General features: G+C 69.8%; 19 protein-coding genes and 1 tRNA gene. 12 read left to right on the forward strand and 8 right to left on the reverse strand.

The features are described from left to right. Window position 1: 1 nt before the first annotated feature. The 8 genes from eno to ASF21_RS09690 all read left to right on the forward strand — a co-directional run bounded on the left by eno (window position 2) and on the right by ASF21_RS09690 (window position 8,937). Window positions 2–1,282, forward strand: coding sequence for a phosphopyruvate hydratase (gene eno, locus ASF21_RS09650; protein ID WP_055770108.1), 1,281 nt, complete (start codon window positions 2–4; stop codon window positions 1,280–1,282). Window positions 1,283–1,730: 448 nt separating this feature from the next. Then, window positions 1,731–2,213, forward strand: coding sequence for an FtsB family cell division protein (locus tag ASF21_RS17325; protein ID WP_235498738.1), 483 nt, complete (start codon window positions 1,731–1,733; stop codon window positions 2,211–2,213). 150 nt (window positions 2,214–2,363) lie between these two features. Then, a complete protein-coding gene (locus tag ASF21_RS09665) occupies window positions 2,364–3,167 on the forward strand; it encodes a DUF501 domain-containing protein (RefSeq protein WP_082471412.1) in 804 nt (267 codons plus the stop codon). Beyond that, a complete protein-coding gene (locus ASF21_RS09670) occupies window positions 3,167–4,111 on the forward strand; it encodes a Ppx/GppA phosphatase family protein (RefSeq protein WP_055770113.1) in 945 nt (314 codons plus the stop codon). The genes ASF21_RS09665 and ASF21_RS09670 overlap by 1 nt, the downstream gene beginning before the upstream one ends. Before the next feature lie 4 nt (window positions 4,112–4,115). Then, window positions 4,116–5,621, forward strand: a complete 1,506-nt coding sequence (locus tag ASF21_RS09675) for a S8 family serine peptidase (protein ID WP_055770117.1) — start codon at window positions 4,116–4,118, stop codon at window positions 5,619–5,621. Between the two features lie 34 nt (window positions 5,622–5,655). Then, entirely contained in the window at window positions 5,656–7,095 is a 1,440-nt protein-coding gene (locus ASF21_RS09680) for an NAD(P)/FAD-dependent oxidoreductase (RefSeq protein WP_055770119.1), read from the forward strand. A 141-nt stretch (window positions 7,096–7,236) separates the two neighbouring features. Continuing rightward, a tRNA-Leu gene (locus ASF21_RS09685) sits at window positions 7,237–7,309 on the forward strand. A gap of 230 nt (window positions 7,310–7,539) precedes the next feature. Continuing rightward, window positions 7,540–8,937, forward strand: a complete 1,398-nt coding sequence (locus ASF21_RS09690; RefSeq protein WP_055770121.1) for an ABC transporter substrate-binding protein — start codon at window positions 7,540–7,542, stop codon at window positions 8,935–8,937. Between the two features lie 97 nt (window positions 8,938–9,034). On the opposite strand, the gene ASF21_RS09695 is transcribed toward ASF21_RS09690, so the two are convergent. The 5 genes from ASF21_RS09695 to ASF21_RS09715 form a co-directional block, all read right to left on the reverse strand. Further along, window positions 9,035–9,745, reverse strand: a complete 711-nt coding sequence (locus tag ASF21_RS09695; protein ID WP_082471413.1) for a hypothetical protein — start codon at window positions 9,743–9,745, stop codon at window positions 9,035–9,037. Window positions 9,746–9,967: 222 nt separating this feature from the next. After that, window positions 9,968–10,714 (reverse strand): ABC transporter ATP-binding protein, encoded by a 747-nt coding sequence (locus ASF21_RS09700; RefSeq protein ID WP_055770124.1) that lies wholly within the window; start codon window positions 10,712–10,714, stop codon window positions 9,968–9,970. Continuing rightward, on the reverse strand, window positions 10,711–11,697 hold the full coding sequence (locus tag ASF21_RS09705; protein WP_082471468.1) for an ABC transporter ATP-binding protein: 987 nt from the start codon (window positions 11,695–11,697) through the stop codon (window positions 10,711–10,713). The genes ASF21_RS09700 and ASF21_RS09705 overlap by 4 nt, the downstream gene beginning before the upstream one ends. Before the next feature lie 119 nt (window positions 11,698–11,816). Next, a complete protein-coding gene (locus tag ASF21_RS09710) occupies window positions 11,817–12,797 on the reverse strand; it encodes a branched-chain amino acid ABC transporter permease (protein WP_055770127.1) in 981 nt (326 codons plus the stop codon). A gap of 9 nt (window positions 12,798–12,806) precedes the next feature. Then, entirely contained in the window at window positions 12,807–14,111 is a 1,305-nt protein-coding gene (locus tag ASF21_RS09715; RefSeq protein ID WP_082471469.1) for a branched-chain amino acid ABC transporter permease, read from the reverse strand. 344 nt (window positions 14,112–14,455) lie between these two features. Here ASF21_RS09715 and ASF21_RS09720 point away from each other — a divergent pair, with 344 nt between their 5' ends. Next, window positions 14,456–15,304 (forward strand): Bax inhibitor-1/YccA family membrane protein, encoded by an 849-nt coding sequence (locus ASF21_RS09720; RefSeq protein WP_055770130.1) that lies wholly within the window; start codon window positions 14,456–14,458, stop codon window positions 15,302–15,304. Window positions 15,305–15,427: 123 nt separating this feature from the next. Here the strand turns inward: ASF21_RS09720 and galK are convergent, their stop codons facing one another. From galK to ASF21_RS09735, 3 genes are read right to left on the reverse strand one after another with little or no spacing between them, the layout of a single operon-like run. Continuing rightward, window positions 15,428–16,585: a galactokinase gene (galK, locus tag ASF21_RS09725; RefSeq protein ID WP_055770133.1), complete on the reverse strand. Its 1,158-nt coding sequence runs from the start codon at window positions 16,583–16,585 to the stop codon at window positions 15,428–15,430. Beyond that, complete coding sequence (gene galT / locus ASF21_RS09730) at window positions 16,582–17,745, reverse strand: galactose-1-phosphate uridylyltransferase (RefSeq protein ID WP_055770137.1); 1,164 nt, start codon at window positions 17,743–17,745, stop codon at window positions 16,582–16,584. The genes galK and galT overlap by 4 nt, the downstream gene beginning before the upstream one ends. After that, the gene (locus ASF21_RS09735) at window positions 17,742–18,542 is read right to left on the reverse strand and encodes a DeoR/GlpR family DNA-binding transcription regulator (protein WP_055770140.1); all 801 of its coding nucleotides are present in this window, start codon (window positions 18,540–18,542) and stop codon (window positions 17,742–17,744) included. Before ASF21_RS09735 ends, galT begins: the two co-directional genes overlap by 4 nt. Before the next feature lie 133 nt (window positions 18,543–18,675). Between ASF21_RS09735 and ASF21_RS09740 the strand changes: the two genes are divergently transcribed. From ASF21_RS09740 to ilvA, 3 genes are read left to right on the forward strand one after another with little or no spacing between them, the layout of a single operon-like run. Further along, the gene (locus ASF21_RS09740) at window positions 18,676–19,662 is read left to right on the forward strand and encodes an aldose 1-epimerase family protein (RefSeq protein ID WP_055770142.1); all 987 of its coding nucleotides are present in this window, start codon (window positions 18,676–18,678) and stop codon (window positions 19,660–19,662) included. A gap of 35 nt (window positions 19,663–19,697) precedes the next feature. Beyond that, on the forward strand, window positions 19,698–21,020 hold the full coding sequence (locus ASF21_RS09745) for an AI-2E family transporter (protein WP_055770144.1): 1,323 nt from the start codon (window positions 19,698–19,700) through the stop codon (window positions 21,018–21,020). Continuing rightward, window positions 21,017–22,357: a threonine ammonia-lyase gene (gene ilvA, locus ASF21_RS09750; protein ID WP_082471414.1), complete on the forward strand. Its 1,341-nt coding sequence runs from the start codon at window positions 21,017–21,019 to the stop codon at window positions 22,355–22,357. The genes ASF21_RS09745 and ilvA overlap by 4 nt, the downstream gene beginning before the upstream one ends. The last annotated feature ends 4 nt before the right edge of the window (window positions 22,358–22,361 follow it).

Below are 22,361 nucleotides of genomic sequence, written 5' to 3' on the forward strand. Positions count from 1 at the left end.
CATGGCCATTATCGATGCCATCCACGCGAGGGAGATCCTCGACTCCCGCGGCAACCCCACGGTCGAGGTCGAGGTCCTGCTCGACGACGACACCTTCGGCCGCGCGGCGGTCCCCTCCGGTGCGTCCACCGGAGCCTTCGAGGCCAACGAGCGTCGCGACGGCGAGAAGGACCGCTACCTCGGCAAGGGCGTCCTGCAGGCCGTCGAAGCCGTCATCGAGCAGATCCAGCCGGCCCTCCTCGGCTTCGACGCCGCGGACCAGCGCGCCATCGACCAGGCGATGATCGACCTGGACGGTACGGAGAACAAGTCGAACCTGGGCGCCAACGCGATGCTCGGCGTGTCGCTCGCCATCGCCCGCGCTGCTGCCGAGTCCTCCGCCCTGCCGCTCTACCGCTACCTCGGCGGCCCCAACGCGCACGTGCTGCCCGTGCCCCTCATGAACATCCTCAACGGTGGTTCGCACGCGGACTCCGACGTCGACATCCAGGAGTTCATGATCGTTCCCCTGGGCGCCCAGACCTACTCCGAGGGCCTCCGCTGGGGCGTCGAGGTGTACCACGAGCTCAAGTCCGTGCTGAAGGAGAAGGGCCTCGCGACGGGTCTCGGTGACGAGGGTGGCTTCGCGCCGAACCTCCCGTCCAACCGCGATGCCCTGGACCTCATCACCACCGCCGTCGAGCGGGCCGGCTACACGCCCGGGACCGATATCGCATTCGCCCTCGACGTCGCCGCCTCCGAGTTCTACGAGGACGGCGCGTACCAGTTCGAGGGCAAGGCGCTCAGCACCGAGGAGATGAGCGCCTACTACGTGGAGCTCGTCCGCGACTACCCCCTGGTCTCCATCGAGGATCCCCTCGACGAGGACGACTGGGAGGGCTGGAAGCACCTGACCGACGCGATCGGCGACAAGGTGCAGCTCGTGGGTGATGACCTCTTCGTCACCAACCCCGTCCGCCTGGCCAAGGGCATCCAGAACCAGACGGCCAACTCGCTGCTGGTGAAGGTCAACCAGATCGGTACCCTCACCGAGACCCTGGACGCCATCTCGATGGCCCAGCGCGCCGGCTACACGACGATCACCTCCCACCGCTCCGGCGAGACCGAGGACACGACGATCGCGGACATCTGCGTCGCGACGAACGCCGGACAGATCAAGACCGGAGCGCCCGCGCGGAGCGAGCGCGTCGCGAAGTACAACCAGCTGCTGCGCATCGAGGAGGAGCTCGACGACGCCGCACGCTACGCCGGTCGCTCCGCCTTCCCGCGTTTCACCGCCTAGGTGATCCTCGGGTGAGCGGCTGGGCGGTTACCCTCGTTAGACGGGTTCCGCGAGGAATCCGACGCGAACCGACGCGACTGCACTGACGAGGAGCTCCATGACTGCCCGCCGCCCTAACGTGCCGCGAGCCGGCCGACCGACGCCAGTGGCGGACGATCGGCCGGTTCCCGGAGCGGCCAAGGGCCAGACCCCACCGCACGGAGATCACCGGTCCGGCGTGGCCACGCCCGGAGCCGGCTCCCGGCAGGGGACGCATCCGTCCACCTCCCGCGGGTCGGAGCCCCGGTCCGGGGGATCGTCGCAGCGGGCGCCCGGGGTGCCGCGGACGGTGGGCCCCTCCGCGACGAAGGATCCACGGGACGCTGCGAAGACTGTTCCGGCCCGGAAGGGCACGGCCCCTGCGGGGGCAGGCTCCACCCGGAAGCCCGCGACGACGACTCCCTCGGACGTGCGTGCGGCCGAGAGGTCCCAGCTGGCCGCGAGCATCCGCCGCGGCCGCCTCGGATCGCGCCGCGCGGAGTCGCCGATCCAGCCTGCCGAAGAGGCGACGCCCATCCCGGCGAAGTCGTTCTCCGGCCGGCTGCTGGCCCTCGCCGTCGTCCTGATCGCCGTGATCGTGCTGCTGGCACCCTCGGTGAGCCGTTACGTCCAGCAGCAGTCCGAGCTCGACGCCCTCCGCGCGGACATCGCCCGGCAGGAGCAGCAGCAGGCGGACTACCAGTCGGAACTGGCCCGGTGGGACGACCCCGCCTTCGTGAAGCAGCAGGCGCGCGAACGGATCTTCCTCGTGATGCCCGGCGAGACCCGCTACCTCGTCAAGGGCAGCGAGGGCATCGAGAAGGGGACGGGCGAAGGATCGGCCGCCGAGCCGGCCGATCTCCCCTGGGTCGATTCCCTGTGGAGCTCGGTGGAGCGCGCCGCGACGGATTGAATCCGGGTGGATCGGGCGTCGGGACGAGCGGCCGAACCGGTCGTGCCTGACCGGCACGGCGGAGACCCGGCACGGCCGGGAAGTGGCACGGCCGGGAAGTGGCACGGCCGAGAATCGGCGCTCGCGGAGCGCTCCCCAGGAAGGAACAGCGTGACCCAGCAGGACCACGACGACCAGCACGACCAGGACGGTCAGCCCGACGGGCGGGCCGGACAGTCCCGGCAGCCCGATCAGGGTGGACCCCGCGACGATCCCAGGCCCCCGAGTGAGCATGACCTCGACGTCCTCAGCCGACAGCTCGGACGCCCGGCGCGTGACGTCGTGGAGATCGGCGCGCGGTGCGTCTGCGGCAACCCGCTCGTCGCCACGACGGCACCCCGCCTCTCGAACGGCATCCCCTTCCCGACCACCTACTACCTCACCCACCCCGTCGTGACAGCGGCGGTGTCCCGTCTCGAGGCCGAGGGTGTCATGACCGAGATGAGTGAGCGCCTCACCGCCGATGCCGGTCTCGCAGCGGGCCACCGGAAAGCGCATGCGGCGTATCTCGAGGCCCGGAACGACGTCGGGGCGCGTGCCGGGACCGGCGCGGTTCCCGAGATCGACGGGGTATCGGCCGGCGGCATGCCGACGCGCGTGAAATGCCTCCACGTGCTGGTGGGCCACGCGCTCGCCGCGGGGCCGGGAGTGAACCCCCTCGGGGACGAGGCGATCGAGCGGATCGCCCCGTGGTGGACACGGGAGCGATGCTCCTGCGACGGTGCCTGGGACACCACCGGCCAGGCTCCCGACGCCGACCTCAGCAGGCACACCCGGACCCAGGGGCTGACCGCCGAGGAACTCGCCGCGAAGCGGGACGCCCGACGGCGCGGGGGAGCAGATGCGCCCGACACCACCCACACCCCCGACACGTCCGACGTACCCGGGACCATCGCACCCTCTGAGGAGACGTAATGCGCACAGCTGCCATCGACTGCGGGACCAACTCCATCCGGCTCCTGATCGCGGACATCGAGGACGGCGTGCTCACCGATGTCGTCAGGCTCATGCGGGTGGTCCGGCTCGGTGAGGGGGTGGATGCGACGGGGCGTCTCTCGGAGGCCGCACTCGAGCGCACCTTCACCGCTGCCGAGGAGTATGCGGCGCTGATCGAGCAGCACGGTGCGCCACCGGTGCGGTTCGTCGCCACCTCGGCCTCCCGTGACGCGGAGAACCGCCTGGTCTTCGTCGACGGCATCCGGGAGCGGCTCGGCGTGGAACCCGAGGTCATCACGGGCGACGAGGAGGCGCGGCTCTCCTTCGACGGAGCGGTCAGCGTCCTCGCGACGGCGGACGACGAGACGGTCCTGGTGATCGACCTCGGCGGCGGCAGCACGGAGTTCGTGGCCGGGACCGCCGGCGGCCTGATCGCGGCGCGCAGCACCGACATGGGCTGCGTCCGCTTCACCGAGCGCTTCCTCCAGGACGACCCGCCGACCGAGGCGCAGATCGCGTCGATGAGCACCGCGGTGGGCCTCCTCATGGACGAGGCAGCGGCACAGGTGCCCTTCGAGCGGATCACGAAGCTCGTCGGTGTGGCCGGGAGCGTCACGACGGTCACGGCGCATGCCCTCGACCTGCCCGCGTACGAGCCGGACTCGATCCACGGGGCGGAGCTGACGGTCGACGCCATCTCCACTGCCGCAGCGGACCTCCTGCACCTGGCGTGCGGGGACCGGGCGGCGCTTCCCTACATGCACCCCGGACGGGTGGACGTCATCGGTGCCGGCGCCCTCATCTGGATGTCCATCGTGCAGCGGGTGGCAGAGGCCACCTCCGGCCGCGTGTCGACGGCCGTCACCAGCGAGCACGACATCCTCGACGGGATCGCCCTGAGCGTTGCCGCGCGGGGCGTGTGACCTGATGGACACCCGGGCAGCCCGGGCGGCAGGCTCCGTCGTCCTGTCGTTCGCCCTGCTCCTGCCCGGAGCCGTGCAGGCCTCCGCCGACGACATCCGGGCCAAGGAGTACTGGCTCGAGGACTACGGCATCGCACAAGCCTGGAAGAGCACGCGAGGGGAGGGCGTCACCGTCGCCGTGATCGACAGTGGTGTCGACGGTACCCACCCCGACCTCGTGGGTGCGGTGGTGGGCGGGACGGACGCCTCGGGTGCCGGTGACCCCGGCGGGCAGCGCGGCCTCGGCGAGGTGCAGGGCCACGGGACCCTGGTCAGCACGCTCCTCGCCGGCCGCGGGCACACCGCTGCCACCGATCCCGACGTCCCGCGACCCGAGGGCTCCGGCGCTCCGACGGCCACCGCCGGAGCGGACGATGACCGGGACGACGCCGGCGGGGGTGCGGAGGATCCCGCGGCCCGTGCTCCGGAGACCCCGGCGCCCGGGCCCTTCGCCCAGTACGGCGAAGGTCCGGACGGTATCGTCGGCGTCGCGCCCGCAGCAGACCTGCTGGCGATCTCCCTGTGGATCGAGGGCCCCGGCAGCGGCCCCAACCCGGCGGGGATCCCGGTGGACGAGCAGGTGCCGAAGGCTGTCCACTGGGCGGTCGACAACGGGGCCGATGTCATCAACATGTCCCTGGGCAGTACCAGCACCGCGTGGCCCGAGAGCTGGGACGAGGCGTTCCTGTACGCCGAGCAGAACGACGTCGTCATCATCGCCGCCGCCGGGAACCGCGCCGGAGGACTGACGCAGGTCGGAGCGCCGGCGACGATCCCTGGTGTGCTCGCGGTGGCGGGACTCGACCGGGCGGGCCGCGCGAGCGCCGAGGCGTCGTCCGAGGGCATCAGCATCGCCGTCGCGGCCCCGTCAGAGAACCTCGTGGGAGGGCTGCCGGGCGGGCTGTACGCCGACTGGTCCGGGACATCGGGGGCCGCCCCGCTGGTGTCCGGGGTCGCCGCCCTCATCCGCTCGCGGTACCCCGAGCTGTCGGCTGCGGAGGTGGTCAACCGGATCGTCGACACGGCGCGGGACGCCGGCGAGCCCGGCTTCGACACGCTGTACGGCTACGGCGTCCTGGACGTCGCGGCGGCGGTCGGCGAGGACATCACGGTGCCCCAGGAGAGCCGCCTCGGCACCATGGCCGACTGGATCGAGCTGTACCGGCGCCACAATCTGACGCCCACTGCGCCACCTGCCCCACCGAGCGAGGAGCCGGCCGAGGTCATCCCCGCCCCGGCGCCTCCGCAGGCGCAGGACCCGCTGCGTCCGATGCACGATGTACCGGCCTTGGTCGTCCTGGGTTACGGCGGGCTGGCGCTCGCCGTCGTGCTCGCCGGGGCCCTCCACGTGACCCGCGTCCGACGGCGCCAGGCCGCCCTCCCGGAGGAGGTCGCCGATGACGCCGAGCCGGGCGGATCGGCGGCTAACGAGCGGGCCGACCGGGGAGTTCCGGAGGCACCCGCGAGCTAGTGAAGATTTTCACAAAGTCCGGTAGCATCGAGGAATGGCATCGAATCCACATTTCTCCGACCGCCCGCGCATCCTCGTCGTCGGCGGCGGTTACGTAGGCCTCTACGTCGCGCACAGGCTCCAGAAGCAGGTCAAGAACCACGGCGGCATCGTCACGCTGGTCGACCCCCTTCCCTACATGACGTACCAGCCCTTCCTCCCCGAGGTCGCGGCCGGCAGCATCGAGCCACGCCATGCGATCGTCTCGCACCGCAAGCACCTGAAGAAGACGGAGTTGATCTCCGGCAAGGTCACCTCGATCAACCACGCGGGCCGCACGGCCACCATCGCCCCGACGGGCGACGGTGAGCCCTTCGAGCTGGCCTACACGGACGTCGTCGTCGCCGCCGGCTCCATCACCCGCACCTTCCCCATCGACGGTCTCAAGGACCAGGGCATCGGGCTCAAGACCATCGAGGAAGCCGTCGCCCTGCGCAACCGCATGTTCGAGCGCATCGAGACCGCCTCCGTCCTCCCCGAGGGCCCCGAGCGGGACCGTGCGCTCACGTTCGTCGTCGTCGGCGGTGGGTTCGCCGGTATCGAGACCATCACCGAGATGGAGGACGCCGCACGCGACGCAGTGAAGGCCAACGCCCGGCTCGACCGGTCGGACCTCCGCTTCGTCCTCGTCGAGGCCATGGGACGCATCATGCCCGAGGTCACCGCCGAGCAGGCGGAGTGGGTCGTCGGCCACCTCCGCTCCCGCCAGATCGAGGTCCTCCTCAACACCTCGCTCTCCAGCGCGGTCGACGGCACCCTGAAGCTCATCAACATGCCGGACAAGACCCCGGCCGACCAGTTCGAGACCGACACCCTGATCTGGACCGCAGGTGTCCAGGCCAACCCGGTGGTGCGCTCCACCGACTTCCCCGTCGATGAGCGCGGTCGCGTCCGCGCCACTCCCGAGCTGCGCATCACCGGCGACGACGGACCCATCGACCATGCATGGACCGCCGGTGACGTCGCGGCGGTGCCCGATCTCACGGGTGGGGGAGTGGGGGGCTTCTGCGTCCCCAACGCCCAGCACGCCGTGCGCCAGGCGAAGCTGCTCGCCGCCAACATCCTCGCCGCCAACTACGGTATCGGCGAGGTCAAGGAATACCGCCACACCAACCTCGGCGCGGTCGCGGGCTTCGGCCAGTTCAAGGGTGTCGCGAACATCATGGGCTTCGGCTTGAAGGGCTTCCCGGCCTGGCTGGCGCACCGTGGGTACCACGGCTTCGCCATGCCGATGTACGAGCGGAAGGCGCGCGTCATCATCAACTGGAGCATGAGCTTCCTCTTCGGTCGCGACCTCGCCCCGATCTCGGACCTGCAGGAGCCGAGGCGCCAGTTCCGCGAAGCGGCCACCCCGCCGCCGAAGAAGGACACCGCCCTGCAGAGCCAGCCTCCGACGCCCGCCGGCAAGGCTGCTTCGGCGAAGGCCTCCGCCTGACGCACGGCCCGAGTACCCCTGCATGAAACGACGGCGGCTCCTCCCGAGGGGCCGCCGTCGCCGTGTCCGCCGATTGCCGTGCACGCCTGATCGGCGCCGCCCGGGCGGACGCCCTCACGGGGTAGGCTGATCCGGCGGCCGGCCCCAGTAGCCCAATGGCAGAGGCAGCAGACTTAAAATCTGTTCAGTCAGGGTTCGAGTCCCTGCTGGGGCACCGGAGGCTCCTCCCGGACCGGTAGGCGGGCGCCCCTCCATGGCGAGGCCTTGCACTCCGGCGGTGCCGACTGTCAAGAGTGCCGATCATCGCCTGTGACGAGCGTTACAAGGATGTAACCCGATTCGCTTACCTCAGACACAAATGTGGATTAGCTTTTCCTACAAGCCAGGAACACCTGGCGATCGCATCAAAGGCAGCAAGAGCCTTTCGGTCGAGGAGAACAATTCATGACTGCAACACGCAACTCCGCGCGGTTCGGCATCGGGGAGAATGCCCCGCGCGCGGCGAAGGTCGCTGCCCTGAGCCTGGGTATCGCGCTCTTCGCCTCAGGCTGCGGTGGCGGCGGGACCACGGGTTCCGAGGGTGAGGGTGGCGACACCGAGACCACCGCTGCGGCTGCCACATCGGCCCTGGCATGCCCCGAGAGCGAAGGCGGCACCGGCGAGGAGCAGGGCGAGAAGGGTGACCCTGCAGCCGTACCGGCCAGCACCACCACCAGCCCCACCCCGCTCAAGCTCGGCTCCATCCTGCCCACCACCGGAACGCTCGCGTTCCTCGGCCCGCCGGAGATCGCCGGCGTCAACCTCGCTGTCAACGAAGTCAACGAGGCAGGCGGCGTCCTCGGCCAGGACATCTCGATCACCCACCGCGATTCCGGTGACACCACGACGGACATCGCCACGCAGTCCGTCACGGACCTGCTGTCCCAGGACGTCAGCGCCATCATCGGTGCCGCGTCCTCCGGCGTCTCGAAGACCGTCATCAACCAGATCACCGGCGCGGGAGTCATCCAGTTCTCGCCCGCCAACACCTCGCCCGAGTTCACCGACTGGGACGATCAGGGACTGTACTTCCGTACGGCTCCCTCCGACGTCCTCCAGGGCCGCACGCTCGGCAACTACATCATGACCTGTGGTGCCCAGACCGTCGGCATGATCACCCTCAACGACTCCTACGGCACCGGTCTGCAGACCAACATCCAGGAGACCGTCGAGTCCGCCGGCGGCGAGGTCGTCGCGAACGAGATGTTCAACACCGGTGATTCGCAGTTCTCGAGCCAGGTGGACGCCATCGCGGCGGCCAAGCCCGACGCGATCGTCCTGATCAGCTTCGACGAGGCCAAGAGCATCATCCCGCTGCTGGTCGCCAAGGGCGTCGAGGCGAGCTCGATCTTCATGGTCGACGGCAACACCACCGACTACAGCAAGGACCTCGATCCCGGAACCCTCGAAGGGGCCCAGGGCACCATCCCCGGCCCGTTCACCGGTACCGGCTTCCAGGAGGCCCTGGCCACGGTCGACCCGGCCCTGACCAGCCTGGCCTACGCCGGGGAGAGCTACGACGCCGTCAACCTGATCTCGCTCGCAGCGGAAGCCGCCGGCAGTGTCGAGGGTGCCGAGATCGCCAAGCAGCTCGAGAGCGTGTCGAAGGACGGGACGAAGTGCTTCGACTTCGCCGGTTGTGTCACACTGCTGCGCGGCGGCGAGGACATCGACTACGACGGCATCTCCGGACCGGTCTCCTTCGACGCGAAGGGTGATCCCACCGAGGCTGCCATCGGTATCTACAAGTACGATGCCGACAACGTCCCCCAGCCGAGCCGTTCCGAGGTCGGACAGCTCTAGGGTTCGCGCCGGGGCACTGCCCCGGTCGTCGACAGCAGTACAGAGGCCCCGGCCGCTTCCGTGAAGCGGCCGGGGCCTCTGTCATGTCCTCGGGCAGTCAGGCGTCGCCCGGCGCACGCCTGGACAGGGCGTAGGAGGGCTCCCGCACCCGCCGGGCCCATTCATAGGTCCGGGCACCCGCGAGCGGGTGGAGGACGGCGTCGAAGCGCAGGTCCGTGTCCTCGGCAGCGGGACCGAGGGTCAGCGTGAGTGTTCCGAAGTGCTGCCATGGGCCACGCGGTGTCGCGAAGTAGAGGCCCAGGTGCCAGGACGATGATCCCAGCGAGCGGCGGAAGGCGGGTAGGGACGAGGGAAGGCCCGCGGGGCCGACGGTACGGGCGCCGAGCAGGACGGGGCCGTCGTCGCCCCGATAGGGCATCATCGTGCCCAGCGGCGCCCGTGAGACGCTGAGCCGCGGGAGGAGCAGGTAACGGCCCGGGACGGACCACCCCGTGGAGGACAGGAGGACGTCCGAGAACGTGGACGGTGCTGGACCCGACTCGGGGTGATGCAACCGCAGGGCGAGCCCGATCACGTCCGGTAACCTGTCGGGCGTTCCCGCGGAGCGGGAGATCCGGGCCGTCGCCGGGCTCCGGCCGGGCGCGTCGATCCAGGAGATACCGCTGCGGAGCCCGTGCGCATGCACCACCACGTGCCCCTCGAGCCGGAGCCCCCTCGTATGGATGGGGCGGTTCCTGCGCACCTGCTTGATGCCCCTGAAGAGGACCTCGAAGCCGGTGCCGATCGCGCTGCTGAAGATCCGTGCCATGTGCCGGGCGTCCCTCCCGAAGTGTCGCCTGTCGTCTCCTTCAACGTAGCGGGCCGGGAACGACGATGGGCGGGACCGTCTCCGGTCCCGCCCATCCTTGCCATCCGCCGCATCGTCCGCAAGCACCGGGCGTCCGGGGTTCCGTGACGCCCGCCCCGCCGGACGTCCCGCGGGTCGGCGACTCCCTGCCGTCAGGGCGTCGCCGTACCCCTCGGCTCCGCCCTAGGCGGTGTCGGCGAGTGTGCCGAGGTAGAGCTGGATGACCTTCGGGTCCTTCATGAGCTCGCGGCCCGTGCCCGTGTAGGCGTCCTTGCCCTGATCCAGGACGTACGCGCGGTCGCAGATCTGCAGGCACCGCCGGGCATTCTGCTCGACCATGATCACCGACACGCCCGCGCGGTTGATCTCGTGCACGCGGAGGAAGGTCTCGTCCTGCTTGACCGGGGACAGGCCGGCCGACGGTTCGTCGAGGAGCAGCACCGCCGGGTCCATCATCAGGGCCCTCCCCATCGCGACCATCTGGCGTTCGCCGCCGGAGAGCGACCCGGCGCGCTGGGCTCGCCGCTTGCCCAGCTCGGGGAACAGCCCGGCGACGAACTCGAAGCGCTCCTTGAAGTCCTTGGGCCGCTGGTACATGCCCATCTGGAGGTTCTCCTCGATGGTCAGGGTGGCGAAGACGTTGTTGTTCTGCGGCACGAAGCCCACGCCGCGGCTCACGAGCCGGTTCGCCTTCAGCCCGGTGAGATCCTGGCCGCGCACCACGACGGTGCCGGAGTGGACCTTGACGAGCCCGAACATCGCCTTGAGCAGCGTGGACTTCCCCGCGCCGTTCGGGCCGATGATGCCGATCAGCTCACCCCGGCGGGCCTCGATGCTGCAGCCGTTGAGGATGTTCACGCCCGGGAGGTAGCCGGCGACGAGGTCCGTGACCTTGACGACGGAGTCGCCCTCGAATTCTGCCTCGGTCATCGCTTCGTCTCCTCATCCGTGTGCGTGGGTCCGGCGGCGTGCGCGCCGCCGACCTCGGTGACGCCGTGCCCGAGGATTCCCTCGTCCTCGGTGCCGACCACCGACTCGGCGTCGTGGGCCAGCTCCTCCTCCAGGCGCTCGATCCCGGTGGAGTCACCGAGGTCGACGTCGTGGTGGGCGCCCAGGTACGCGTCGATCACCGCCTGGTCCTTCATGACGATGTCCGGCGGCCCTTCCGCCACGACCTTGCCCTCGGCCATCACGACGACCCAGTCCGCGATGTGCCGGACCATGTGCATGTCGTGCTCGACGAAGAGGACGGTCATGCCCTCGGCCTTCAGGTTCTTGATGTGGTCCAGCAGCGACTGCGTCAGTGCCGGGTTGACGCCGGCCATCGGCTCGTCGAGCATCACGAGCCGCGGCCGGACCATCAGGGCCCGTGCCATCTCGAGGAGCTTGCGCTGGCCGCCGGAGAGCGAGGCCGCGTAGTCGTCGCGCTTGGTGTCGAGCTTGAACTTGGTCAGCAGGACCTCCGCCTGCTCGGTGATCTCGCGCTCACGTCCACCCCAGATGCCCTTGAAGAGCGCCCGGGCCAGGCTCTCGCCCGGCTGGTCCGTGGCGCCGAGCCGCATGTTCTCCATGACGGTGAGCTTGCCCATGACCTTGGTGAGCTGGAAGGTGCGCACCATGCCCATGCGGGCCACCTTGTGCGAGGCGACCTTGGCCAGCGGCTTGCCGTCGAACTCCCAGTCCCCACTGTTGGGGACGTCGAAGCCGGTCAACAGGTTGAACAGCGTGGTCTTGCCGGCGCCGTTCGGACCGATGAGTGCGGTGATCTTGTGGCGGGGGATCTCGAGGTGCTCGACGTCGACCGCGTTGATCCCGCCGAAGCTCCGCGTGACGTTCCGTGCGATGACGATGGGATCCCGCTTGCGGCAGCCCGGACGGGTCTCCTCCTCGGTGATCGGCGAGGCGTCGGTCATGTAGTCGTGGCCGCCACCGACGGCGTCCACAGGGGCGTCGGCGGCGTGCGCGCCGGCGGGCTGGGTGCCACCGGCGGAGGGTCCGCCCGGTGCGGGATTGCCGTGCTCGTTGTCGGAGGTCATGCGAACGCCAACTCCTTCTTGTTACCCAGGACGCCCTGCGGCCTGAAGACCATGAGCAGCATCAGTGCCACACCCACGAGGATGTAGCGCAGCTGACCCGCCTGCGAGTTGGACAGGAACGTGATGGCGCCGATCTCGATGGCGCCGTACAGCAGCCCCTGCGTGAGGGAGAGGACCACCCAGAAGATCATCGCTCCGATGACCGGCCCGAGGACGGTGGCCATGCCGCCGAGGAGGAGGCAGGTGTAGAGGAAGAACGTCAGCTCCGTGGCGTAGTTGGCCGGCTGCACCGCGCCGCGCGGCAGGGTGAAGATGATGCCGGCCAGCGACCCGAGCACACCGCCGATGACGAGGGCCTGCATCTTGTAGGCGTACACGTTCTTGCCGAGCGAGCGGACCGCGTTCTCGTCCTCGCGGATGCCCTTGAGGACACGACCCCAGGGGCTCCGCATGAGGAGCCACACGACGAGGCACGCGACAATGACGACGGTCCAGCCGACGATGCGGATCCAGAGATCGCGCTCGTTCATGGCCAGGGGGCCGACGTTGTAGGTGCCCGGGGAGAACGGGTTGAGGGAGAAGAAGCCGCCCTCGAAGGCCGCGAGTCCGTTCGCGGAACCGGTCACGTCCGTGAGCCCGTTGGTGGTGACGATGTAGCGGATGATCTCCGCCGCGGCGATCGTGACGATGGCCAGGTAATCCGCCCTGAGGCGCAGGGTCGGGATGCCGAGGACGATCGCGAAGACGACCGAGGCGAGGATCGCCACCAGGACCGCCACCGGGAGCGGCGCGTTGAACGTCAGCGTCGAGATCGCGTAGCCGTAGGCTCCGACGGCCATGAACCCGGCCTGCCCGAAGTTCAGGAGGCCCGAGTAGCCGAAGTGGACGGCGAGTCCGAGGGCCGCAAGGGCGTAGGCCGCCGTCGTCGGGCTGATCAGCTCGCCGAAGGCGTTGATGAGGATGTTTCCGAAGTCCATGAAGAGTCCCTAACCTATGCGCTCTCGGCGGCCGAGGATACCCTGCGGCCGGAACAGGAGAACGAGAATCAAGATCAGCAGCGCTCCGACGTACTTGAGGTCTGCCTCGAGCCAGATCGTGGAGATCTCCACGAAGAGGCCGACGATGATGGAGCCGACGAGGGCGCCGAAGACCGTCCCCAGGCCGCCGAGCGTGACGCCGGCGAAGATGAGCAGCAGGATCTGCTGGCCCATGTTGTAGGAGACACCCGGCCGGTAGTAGGCCCACAGGACGCCACCGAGCGCAGCCAGCATGCCGCCGATGACCCAGACGATCCTGATGACGCGGTCGACGTCGATACCCGATGCCGCGGCCAGGGCCGGGTTGTCGGCGACGGCGCGCGTGGCCTTGCCGATGCGCGTACGCAGCAGCAGGAACGCCACGACCAGGATGATCACGAGGCTGACGACCAGCGACGTGAGGTTGTTGCGGGAGATGGACACCGAGCCGAGGTCGATGATCGGGCTCTGCGAACCCGGCAGCTGCTGCGTCGCACCGCCGAAGAAGAACTGGATGATGTACCGCAGGGCCAGGGCGAGGCCGATGCTGACGATCATCATCGGCACCAGGCCCGTCCCGCGCCGGCGCAACGGCTTCCAGAGCCCTGCATCCTGCACGTAGCCGAGAAGGCCTCCTCCGACGACCGCGAGGACGATCGACACCGCGATCGGCAGCCCCATCGCCGCGAAGGCGAAGGCGAGGACCGCACCGAGGGTGACCATCTCGCCGTGCGCGAAGTTGGTCAGTCCCGTGGTGCCGAAGATGAGGGAGAGGCCGACGGCGCTGAGTGCGAGGAGGAGACCGAAGCTGAAGCCCGCGAGGGCACGCTCGGCCAGCGTCTCGAGGAACGGCGTCTGCTGCGCGACGATGCCCTCGCCGAACAGGAACAGCGTCGAGGCGCTCGAGGTGTTGGCAAAGGTGACCTCACGCGGGTTCTCCTGGCCCTCCGCCAGGGCGATGCCCTCGGGCAGGGTCTCCTCGTCGATCGCCACCTCGTACGTCCCCTGCTCGGGTACGCCGATGCTCCAGGCACCGTTGGGACCGGACGTGGCCTCGCCGTCGAAGCCGTTGCCGGTCGCCGTCACGGTGACGTCCGCGATGGGGCCGTCGACGCCGCGCAGCACCCCGCTGATGCGATTGTCGAATTCCTGGGCCTGGACGCTCGTAGGGGTCTGCTGATGGACTGCCGTGGCGCTCATCGCGTGCGCGGGCGGGTGGGTGAACGCCTGCGCCGCGGGGGCGCCGACCAGCACGAGCAACAGGAGACCGAGCATCAGGAGCAACGACCTCCTGATCCGTGCAGGCGTCGATAGGGTGAACAAGATGGGAACCTCCACGGTGGGGGCAGACCCGGCGGCTGTGCACCGGGAGCAACAGTTGTGACGAGTGTCACGGACGTGGGGATCATGTTACTAGCGGCATGTTTCGGCAATTCGCAAAAGTGCCGGGACAAGGTAGCGATTCGGTAACGAAAGTTTTACCAAGGAGCCTTCCTGTTGTAATTCCGCAGCTCGACGGGAAGGCGTGCCGGTCGTCGAGGGAACAAAAAATGGGCCGGACCGTTGCCATTGGTAGGGTTGAACAACCACGCAGCCCCCTATTGGAGGACAAAGACACCATGGCACTTGGCGCTAATCCGGTCTTCAACGGAAAGACCTTCCGTTCCGCGACCCGAGGCAACCAGGCGGCAGGATTCGGCACCGCGACCTATGCCGGGCAGGCGGTCGCGAACCAGCAGCAGCTGGAGCACATGTACAACCAGCCGTCGGCGGGTCCGGCCCAGACCGGACGGATGACGTTCGACGACGTCATCGTGAAGACGCTGCTCTGCCTCGGTGTCGTCCTGGTCGGTGCGGCGATCCCAGCGTTCGTCCTGCCCGGGCTCGCGCTCCCCCTCATGGTGGTCGGAGCCCTCGGTGGATTCGTCCTCGGGCTCGTCAACGCCTTCAAGCGGGAGCCGTCTCCCGCGCTGATCATCGCGTACGCGGCCCTCGAGGGTCTCTTCGTCGGTGGCTTCACGATGTTCCTCGAGGCCCAGTTCCCCGGGATCGCGATGCAGGCCGTGCTCGGCACGCTCGTGGTCTTCGGCGTGACCCTCGCGCTGTTCAAGAGCGGCAAGGTCCGCGCGACCCCGAAGGCGATGAAGTTCTTCATGATCGCGATGATCAGCTACGCGCTGTTCTCGCTCGTGAACCTCGGGCTGATGCTGTTCAACGTCACCGACGATCCCTGGGGCCTTCGCGGCGCCGAGATCGCGGGGATCCCGGTCGGTGTGATCATCGGTCTCCTGGCCATCGGTCTGGCTGCCTTCTCCCTGATTATCGATTTCACCTCGATCAGTGAGGGCGTCCGTCAGGGCGCGCCGATGAAGTACTCCTGGACCGCTGCTTTCGGCCTGACCGTCACGCTGATCTGGCTGTACGTCGAGATCCTCCGCGTCCTCGCGATCCTCCGCGGCAGCGACTGAGGCTCACGCACCTGGCTCCGGGCAGATCCGGGGCCGAAGCGCTCTTCTACGACGAAGGACCCGCAACCGGAGGGTGCGGGTCCTTCGTCGTTCCCGGGCGGGATCCGACCGGGTCTGCTCTGCTCAGGCCACCCGCGCGGCGCCGGCGCCGGGAAGCACGCTGAAGATCACCGGGGACCGGAATCCGGCGGCGGAGAACGCACCTTCGACGGCGTCCCGGATGGCGGTGACGTCACCGACCCGCGCCAGCGCGATCGCCGCACCGCCGAAGCCGCCACCCGTCATGCGCGCCCCGATGGCTCCCGCGTCGAGCGCGGTGTCCACGGCGGTGTCGAGTTCGGCGCAGGAGATCTCGAAGTCGTCCCGCATCGATGCATGGCTCGCGATGAGGAGCGGGCCGATCTCCGCGGGTCCCTTCTCGCTGAGCACCCTCACGGTGTCCTCCACCCGGGCGTTCTCCGTCACGATGTGCCGGACGCGCCGGAACGTCTCCTCGTCCAGCAGCCCCGCGGCCTCCGCGAGGTCCTTGACGGACAGGTCCCGGAGCGCAGGGACTCCCATCAGCTCGGCGCCGAGTTCGCAGGAGCGGCGGCGGGCCGCATAGCCACCCGTCGAGTGCGAGTGGCTGACCCGGGTGTCGATGACCATGAGCTCCAGTCCGGCGCCCTCGAGGTCGAGCGGCACGAGCCGGGATTCGCCGGAGCGGCAATCGAGGAACACGGCATGCCCCGCCTCGCCGAGCAGCGATGCGGACTGGTCCATGATGCCGGTCGGCGCCCCCACCATGCGGTTCTCGGCGAGCTGCCCGATGCCCGCGAGTTCCCGCCGGGAGATGCCGGCGTGTGCGAGGTCATTGGCGGCGACGGCCACGGAGCACTCGAGGGCGGCCGAGGAGGACAGTCCGGCGCCCACCGGCACCGACGAGTCCACCAGGAGGTCCATGCCCTGGATCCGGTAGCCCGACTGCTCCATGGCCCACAGGACGCCGAGCGGGTAGGCGGCCCAGCCGTCCACGCCGCCTTCCTCGAGACTGTCGAGGTCCGCGGTCACGGGAGCCTCGTCCGGCGCGAAGGTCGAGGCGACGCGGACCAGGCGGTCGGTGCGCAGTGCCGCGGCGACGGTCGTCGAGTGGTTGATGGCGAAGGGGAGGACGAAGCCGTCGTTGTAGTCGGTGTGTTCGCCGATGACGTTGACGCGGCCGGGGGCGGCCCACAGGCCGTCCGGCTCCGTGCCGAACCGATCGGTGAAGGCAACTGCGAGGTCGTGCGGTGTGGAGGTCATGCCTGGTCCTTCCGGGCTGGTGCAGAGCGTGGTGCCGATACCTGAACCGGCGTGAGCGGCGTGGCTGCGCGGAGCGCGTCGGCGACCTTCTCGGGGGTCGTGTCGTTGATGAAGGCGCCCATCGCCGCCTCCGAGCCGGCGAGGAACTTGAGCTTGTCGGCAGCCCTGCGCGGCGAGGTCAGCTGCAGGTGCAGGTAGCTCGCGGGGCGGAGCACGTCATCGATCGGTGCCTGCTGCCAGGCGGCGATGTACGGCGTAGGAGTGGGGTAGAGGGCGTCGAGCCGGCCGAGCAGTTCGAGGTAGACGGTGGTGAGCTCGTCGCGCTCCTCGCCGGTGAGGCCGGCGATGTCCGCGACCTGGCGATGGGGAACCAGGTGCACCTCGAGGGGCCAGCGGGCCGCGAACGGCACGAAGGCGCTGAAGTGCTCTCCTTCGATCACCATGCGGTCACCGGATGCCCGCTCGGCCGCGAGGGCCTGGCCCATCAGGGTCTGCGTCCCGTCGGAAGCCTCGAAGAACGCGTGCGCCCGGGCGGCGAGGGTCGCCGCACGCGGCGGGATGAACGGGTAGGCGTAGATCTGGCCGTGCGGGTGGAGCAGGGTCACACCGATGTCGGCGCCGCGGTTCTCGAAGCAGAAGACCTGCTTGATGCCCGGCATCGCGGACAGGGCCTCCGTCCGGTGGGCCCAGGCGTCGATGACGGTCCTGGCCCGCTCGGGACTCAGCGACCCGAAGGACCCCTCGTGGGCCTGATCGAACGCGACGACCTCACACCGGCCGAAGGCCGTCGTCGTCGTACCCCATTCCGGTGCGTCCGGCAGGTGGCCGAGGTCGGGGCCGAAGGAGGAGAACCGGTTCTCGAACACCACCACCTCGTAGTCGGAGGCGGGGATCTCGGACAGGTTCGCGGGCGTCGTCGGGCACAGGGGGCACTGATCAGCGGGGGGCAGGTGCGTGCGCGACTGCCGGTGCGCGGCGACGGCGATCCACTCGCCGGACAGTGCGTCGAACCGGGCGGTGCCGGACGGGCCTCTCGGCGGGAGTCCGCGGGCATCGCGGACGGCGGCGGCGTCGCGGTGCCGCGCGGCGCTCTCCTCCCGCGCATCGAAGTAGATCAGCTCGCGCCCGTCGGACAGGCGGGTGGGGGTGATGTGGGTCATGGGCGTTCTTCCGGATCGGGGTCGGGGACGGGGTCGAAGAGGATGCGGGTCAGGGCGGTGTAGTCGTCACCGGGCGGATGGTCGGTGACGAGCACCGCGGCGGCGTTCAGCGGAGCCACGCGCGCGAGGCTCACGACGCCGATCTTGCTGGCGTCGGCGAGGACCACGAGTTCTCCGCAGGTCCGCGCGAACGCCTGGTTCGTGTCCGCCTCGGCGAGGTTGGGGGTGGTGATGCCGGAGGACGCGTCCACCCCGTGCGCCCCCATGAAGCAGAGGTCCGCCCGCAGGGAGGAGATGGCGCGCGTGGCGAGCGGACCGACGAGCGCCTTCGACGGCGTCTGCTGGCCACCCGAGAGCAGGACCTGAGGCCGGTCCCCGCCCGGCGCTCCGGCGTCGAGCCGGTGCAGTTCGTCCGCGAGCGGCAGCGAATTGGTGATGACGGTCAGACCTGGTACCCGGGCCAGGAGGGGTGCGAGGGCGTAGGTGGTACTGCCGCCCGTGATCGAGACCGTCATGCCCGGGCTCAGCAGGGACACGGCCGCCTCGGCGATCCGCTGCTTCGCCTCCCCGCCACGGGTCCTGTTGACGTCGAAGCCCGCCTCCACGGAACTCAGGCTCCCCGGGCGGACGGCTCCGCCGTGGACCCGGACGAGAGCGCCCCGCGCCTCGAGGACGTCGATGTCCCGCCGGACGGTCATCTCCGACACGCCGAGGTCGAGGGCCAGGCCGCTGACGCGGACCGCAGGACGCCGGACCAGCCGGTCGAGGATCATGGCGTGGCGTTCCGCTGCGAGCACGACTGTTCCTCCCGTCCTTCCTCTCCCGATCATCCGAACGAGTCCGCACGGAAACGAACAAAACCTATCATATGGCGTGACGCCACCACCAGAGCCGGGCGATCGGGATCACTGGGCGCAGTAGCATCGCTGCATGACCACGCCGGCCCCCGATGCCACCTCCGCCGTCACCTCCGCTGCCGTCTCCGACCCGTCGACCGGGCACTCCCCGCACGCGCCCCGACCCGCCAGCGGCATCAATGTCACCCTGCGGTCGGGACCCGCCACCGTCGTCGTCGCGAGCCTGGCGGCAGCCCTGCGCTCCTACGAGTACGACGGCGTCGCGCTGACGGAGACCTGGGGCGATGCCGACATCCCGGCCGGAGGCGGCGGGATCCTCCTCGCGCCCTGGCCGAACCGCGTGGCGGGCGGGCGCTGGATGCTGGACGGGAAGGAGCAGCGGCTCGACATCACGGAGCCCTCGAAGGGCAACGCGAGCCATGGGCTGCTCCGTAACACCGGCTACCGGGCGGTGGACGTCGGGCCGTCCAGGGCCGTCCTCGAAGCGGAGATCTTCCCGCAGCACGGGTATCCGTTCCACCTGATGCACCGCGCCACCTACGAGCTGACGGAGGAGCAGCTGACCGTGACCCAGCACCTGAGCAACCTCTCGGCCACCCCCGCTCCCTTCGCACTCGGAGCGCATCCCTACCTGAAGATCTCCGGCGTACCGACCGAGGACCTGACGCTGACGGTGCGCGCGGACAGCCGGTTCGAGACCGACGAGCGATCCATCCCCACGGGCAAGGTCGCCGTCGCCGGCCAGTACGACCTGCGGCACGGGCAGCGCATCGGCGACATCCGCTTCGACACCGCCTTCACCGACCTCGCATCCATGCGGGAGCGTCATGAGCACGTGCTCTCGGCTCCCGACGGCCGCAGCGTCACCCTCTGGGCCGAGGCCGCCTTCGCCTACGCCCACGTGTACATCAGCACCAGCTACCCGGGCGTGGACACCGCCGTGGCGATCGAGCCCATGACGGCACCGGCCGATGCGCTCAACTCGGGCGAGGGTCTCCGGTGGCTGCAGCCGGGTGCCTCCTTCGCCGCTTCATGGGGCATACTGCCAGGTCTCGAATAGGGGAGGGGCCGGCCTTCTATGGAAGGATTGGCCCCATGCAGCGCCTCCCCGGAGCGAAACCACAGCGCGTGCTCCAGCGTGCTGTGAGCCGCGGCGCTGCGGCACTGCCCGAGCCCCTGCCGCAGCCTCCCACCGGGCTGCGTCCCCGGCGTGTCGAGGACCGGAGCGACGTCCCCTTCGCCCTCCGCGTCGCCGCCTCCTGGTCCTGGCGCCTCGGGCTCGTGATCCTCGTGGCAGGAGTGCTCATCTTCCTGCTGAGCCAGGTCTCCCTGCTCGTCATACCCCTCATGATCGCGGGTCTGGTCGCGGCACTCCTGATGCCGCTGAAGAACATCCTGCGGCGTCGGCTGCCGAACGGACTGGCCGTCGGCGCGACACTGGTCACCTTCTTCGGTGTGATCACCGGTGCGCTGCTGCTCGTCGGCCAGCAGCTCGCCGTCGGGTTCGCCAGCCTGTGGAGCCAGGCGCGGGAAGGTCTCCAGCAGACGCTCGACAGCCTGGCCCAGGGTCCGCTCCGGCTCACCACGTCGCAGATCGACCAGTACCTCCAGGACCTCGGCGGTGCCGTGCAGAACAACAGTGCCTCGATCCTCAGCGGCGCCCTGTCCTTCGGCACGACCGCGGGGCACGTCGCGGCAGGGACCCTGCTCACGGTGTTCGCCCTGATCTTCTTCCTGCTCGACGGCGGTCGTATCTGGCGGTTCGTCGTCGGGCTCGCGCCCTCGAGGGCCCGCGCAGCCGTGGACGGCGCGGGCCGCCGCGGTTGGACGTCGATGGCGAGCTACGTCCGCGTGCAGATGCTCGTCGCGGCCGTCGACGCCGTCGGGATCGGGGTAGGCGCAGCCATCATCGGTGTCCCGCTCGCCCTGCCGCTCGGGGTGCTGGTCTTCCTCGGCTCCTTCATCCCGATCGTCGGCGCGCTCGCCACGGGATCCGTCGCCGTCCTGCTCGCGCTGGTGGCGAACGGCTGGGTGAACGCGCTGATCATGCTGGCCATCGTGCTGCTCGTGCAGCAGGTGGAGGGCCACATCCTGCAGCCCCTCATCATGGGACCCGCCGTCGCGCTCCACCCGCTCGCCGTCGTCCTCGCGGTGGCCGGAGGGACGCTGCTCGCAGGGATCCCGGGTGCGCTGTTCTCCGTGCCGGTCCTCGCGGTGCTGAACACGTCCGTCCGCTACATCGCGCACCGGGCCTGGGAGTACGATCCGGTCGTGACGGTGGAGGGCGGACCGTACACCGGTGGATCCGGGATTAGGGAGCCGGCGACGGCGGGGCACGAGAGCCCCGCAGCGCCGGCCAGCACCCCGGATCCCCGCGCCTCCGAGGCGCCCCTCCTCCAGGAAGAGACCGCACCGTGACCGACCAGACCGTCGCCCTCCGCACGAGCACCCCGGGTTCGCCCGACCCCACCCACGCCGGCAGCGCCGTCCGCACCCACCCCGACGCCGCCGTCCCGGCCCTCTCGGTCACGCTCGCCGACGTCGAGGCGGCCCACCGCACGCTCGACGGCGTCATCGCGCGCACACCCATCGAGCAGTCACGCGCGCTCGGACGGCTGACCGGGTCCACGGTGTCCTTCAAGTGCGAGAACCTGCAGCGCGCCGGATCCTTCAAGGTCCGCGGCGCCTACAACCGGATGGCGAAGCTGACAGAGGCCGAGCGAGCCCGCGGCGTGGTCGCCGCCTCGGCCGGTAACCACGCCCAGGGCGTGGCGGTGGCCGCCGCCCGCCTGGGCATCTCCGCACGGATCTACATGCCGCTCGGCGTCGCCCTGCCGAAGCTGGCGGCGACCCGCGGGCACGGCGCGGAGGTGATCCTGCACGGCCACACGGTGGACGAGGCGCTCGCCGAGGCGAAGAGGTACGCGGACTCCACCGGCGCCGTGTTCGTGCACCCGTTCGACAATGTCGACGTCGTGGCGGGTCAGGGCACCATCGGGCTCGAGATCCTCGAGCAGGTGCCCGACGTCGACACGATCCTCATGGGTGTCGGCGGCGGCGGACTGCTGGCCGGCGTCGCCGTGGCCGTCAAGGCGCGGGCGAAGGAACTGGGCCGCGAGATCCGCGTCATCGGTGTCCAGGCGGAGAACGCGGCGGCGTATCCGCCGTCCCTCGCGGCGGACGCGCTCGTCCCGCTCACCAAGGTCTCCACGATCGCCGACGGCATCGCCGTCGGCCGGCCGGGCCAGCTGCCGTTCTCGATCATCCGCGAACTCGTCGACGACGTCGTCACCGTCAGCGAGGACTCCCTGGCCCGCGCCCTGATCTTCCTGCTGGAACGCTCCAAGATGGTCGTCGAGCCGGCCGGTGCCGTCGGCGTGGCGGCCCTGCTCGACGGCAAGCTGACCGAGGACGGAGCCGATCCGGGGAACACCGTCGTCGTGCTCTCGGGCGGCAACATCGACCCGATGCTGATGCTCAAGGTCATCCAGCGCGGACTCGCGGCGGCGGGACGCTTCCTCGTGGTGCGCATGCTGCTCGACGACCGGCCGGGATCCCTGGCCACCATCTCGCGCATCATCGCCGAATCGGATGCGAACGTGACTGGCGTGGACCACACGCGCGTGGGCGGGTCGATCAGCATGGGCGACGTCGCCATCACCATCAACATGGAGACCAAGGGCGACGAGCACTGCGAGCAGGTCCTCAGCAACCTGCGCGCCGAGGGCTTCCAGCCGGTGGTCATCCAGGGCTGATCGA

Origin of the sequence: Arthrobacter sp. Leaf234 (assembly GCF_001422665.1) — a bacterium.
GTDB lineage: Bacteria > Actinomycetota > Actinomycetes > Actinomycetales > Micrococcaceae > Arthrobacter_D.

Bases quoted from the DNA above. Each gene is read 5' to 3' on its own strand.
- eno (WP_055770108.1), top strand. From the start codon at position 2: ATGGCCATTATCGATGCCATCCACGCGAGGGAGATCCTCGACTCCCGC.
- ASF21_RS09670 (WP_055770113.1), top strand. From the start codon at position 3,167: ATGCGCACAGCTGCCATCGACTGCGGGACCAACTCCATCCGGCTCCTG.
- ASF21_RS09675 (WP_055770117.1), top strand. From the start codon at position 4,116: ATGGACACCCGGGCAGCCCGGGCGGCAGGCTCCGTCGTCCTGTCGTTC.
- ASF21_RS09680 (WP_055770119.1), top strand. From the start codon at position 5,656: ATGGCATCGAATCCACATTTCTCCGACCGCCCGCGCATCCTCGTCGTC.
- ASF21_RS09690 (WP_055770121.1), top strand. From the start codon at position 7,540: ATGACTGCAACACGCAACTCCGCGCGGTTCGGCATCGGGGAGAATGCC.
- ASF21_RS09695 (WP_082471413.1), bottom strand. From the start codon at position 9,745: ATGGCACGGATCTTCAGCAGCGCGATCGGCACCGGCTTCGAGGTCCTC.
- ASF21_RS09700 (WP_055770124.1), bottom strand. From the start codon at position 10,714: ATGACCGAGGCAGAATTCGAGGGCGACTCCGTCGTCAAGGTCACGGAC.
- ASF21_RS09705 (WP_082471468.1), bottom strand. From the start codon at position 11,697: ATGACCGACGCCTCGCCGATCACCGAGGAGGAGACCCGTCCGGGCTGC.
- ASF21_RS09710 (WP_055770127.1), bottom strand. From the start codon at position 12,797: ATGGACTTCGGAAACATCCTCATCAACGCCTTCGGCGAGCTGATCAGC.
- ASF21_RS09715 (WP_082471469.1), bottom strand. From the start codon at position 14,111: ATGCTCGGTCTCCTGTTGCTCGTGCTGGTCGGCGCCCCCGCGGCGCAG.
- ASF21_RS09720 (WP_055770130.1), top strand. From the start codon at position 14,456: ATGGCACTTGGCGCTAATCCGGTCTTCAACGGAAAGACCTTCCGTTCC.
- galK (WP_055770133.1), bottom strand. From the start codon at position 16,585: ATGACCTCCACACCGCACGACCTCGCAGTTGCCTTCACCGATCGGTTC.
- galT (WP_055770137.1), bottom strand. From the start codon at position 17,745: ATGACCCACATCACCCCCACCCGCCTGTCCGACGGGCGCGAGCTGATC.
- ASF21_RS09740 (WP_055770142.1), top strand. From the start codon at position 18,676: ATGACCACGCCGGCCCCCGATGCCACCTCCGCCGTCACCTCCGCTGCC.
- ASF21_RS09745 (WP_055770144.1), top strand. From the start codon at position 19,698: ATGCAGCGCCTCCCCGGAGCGAAACCACAGCGCGTGCTCCAGCGTGCT.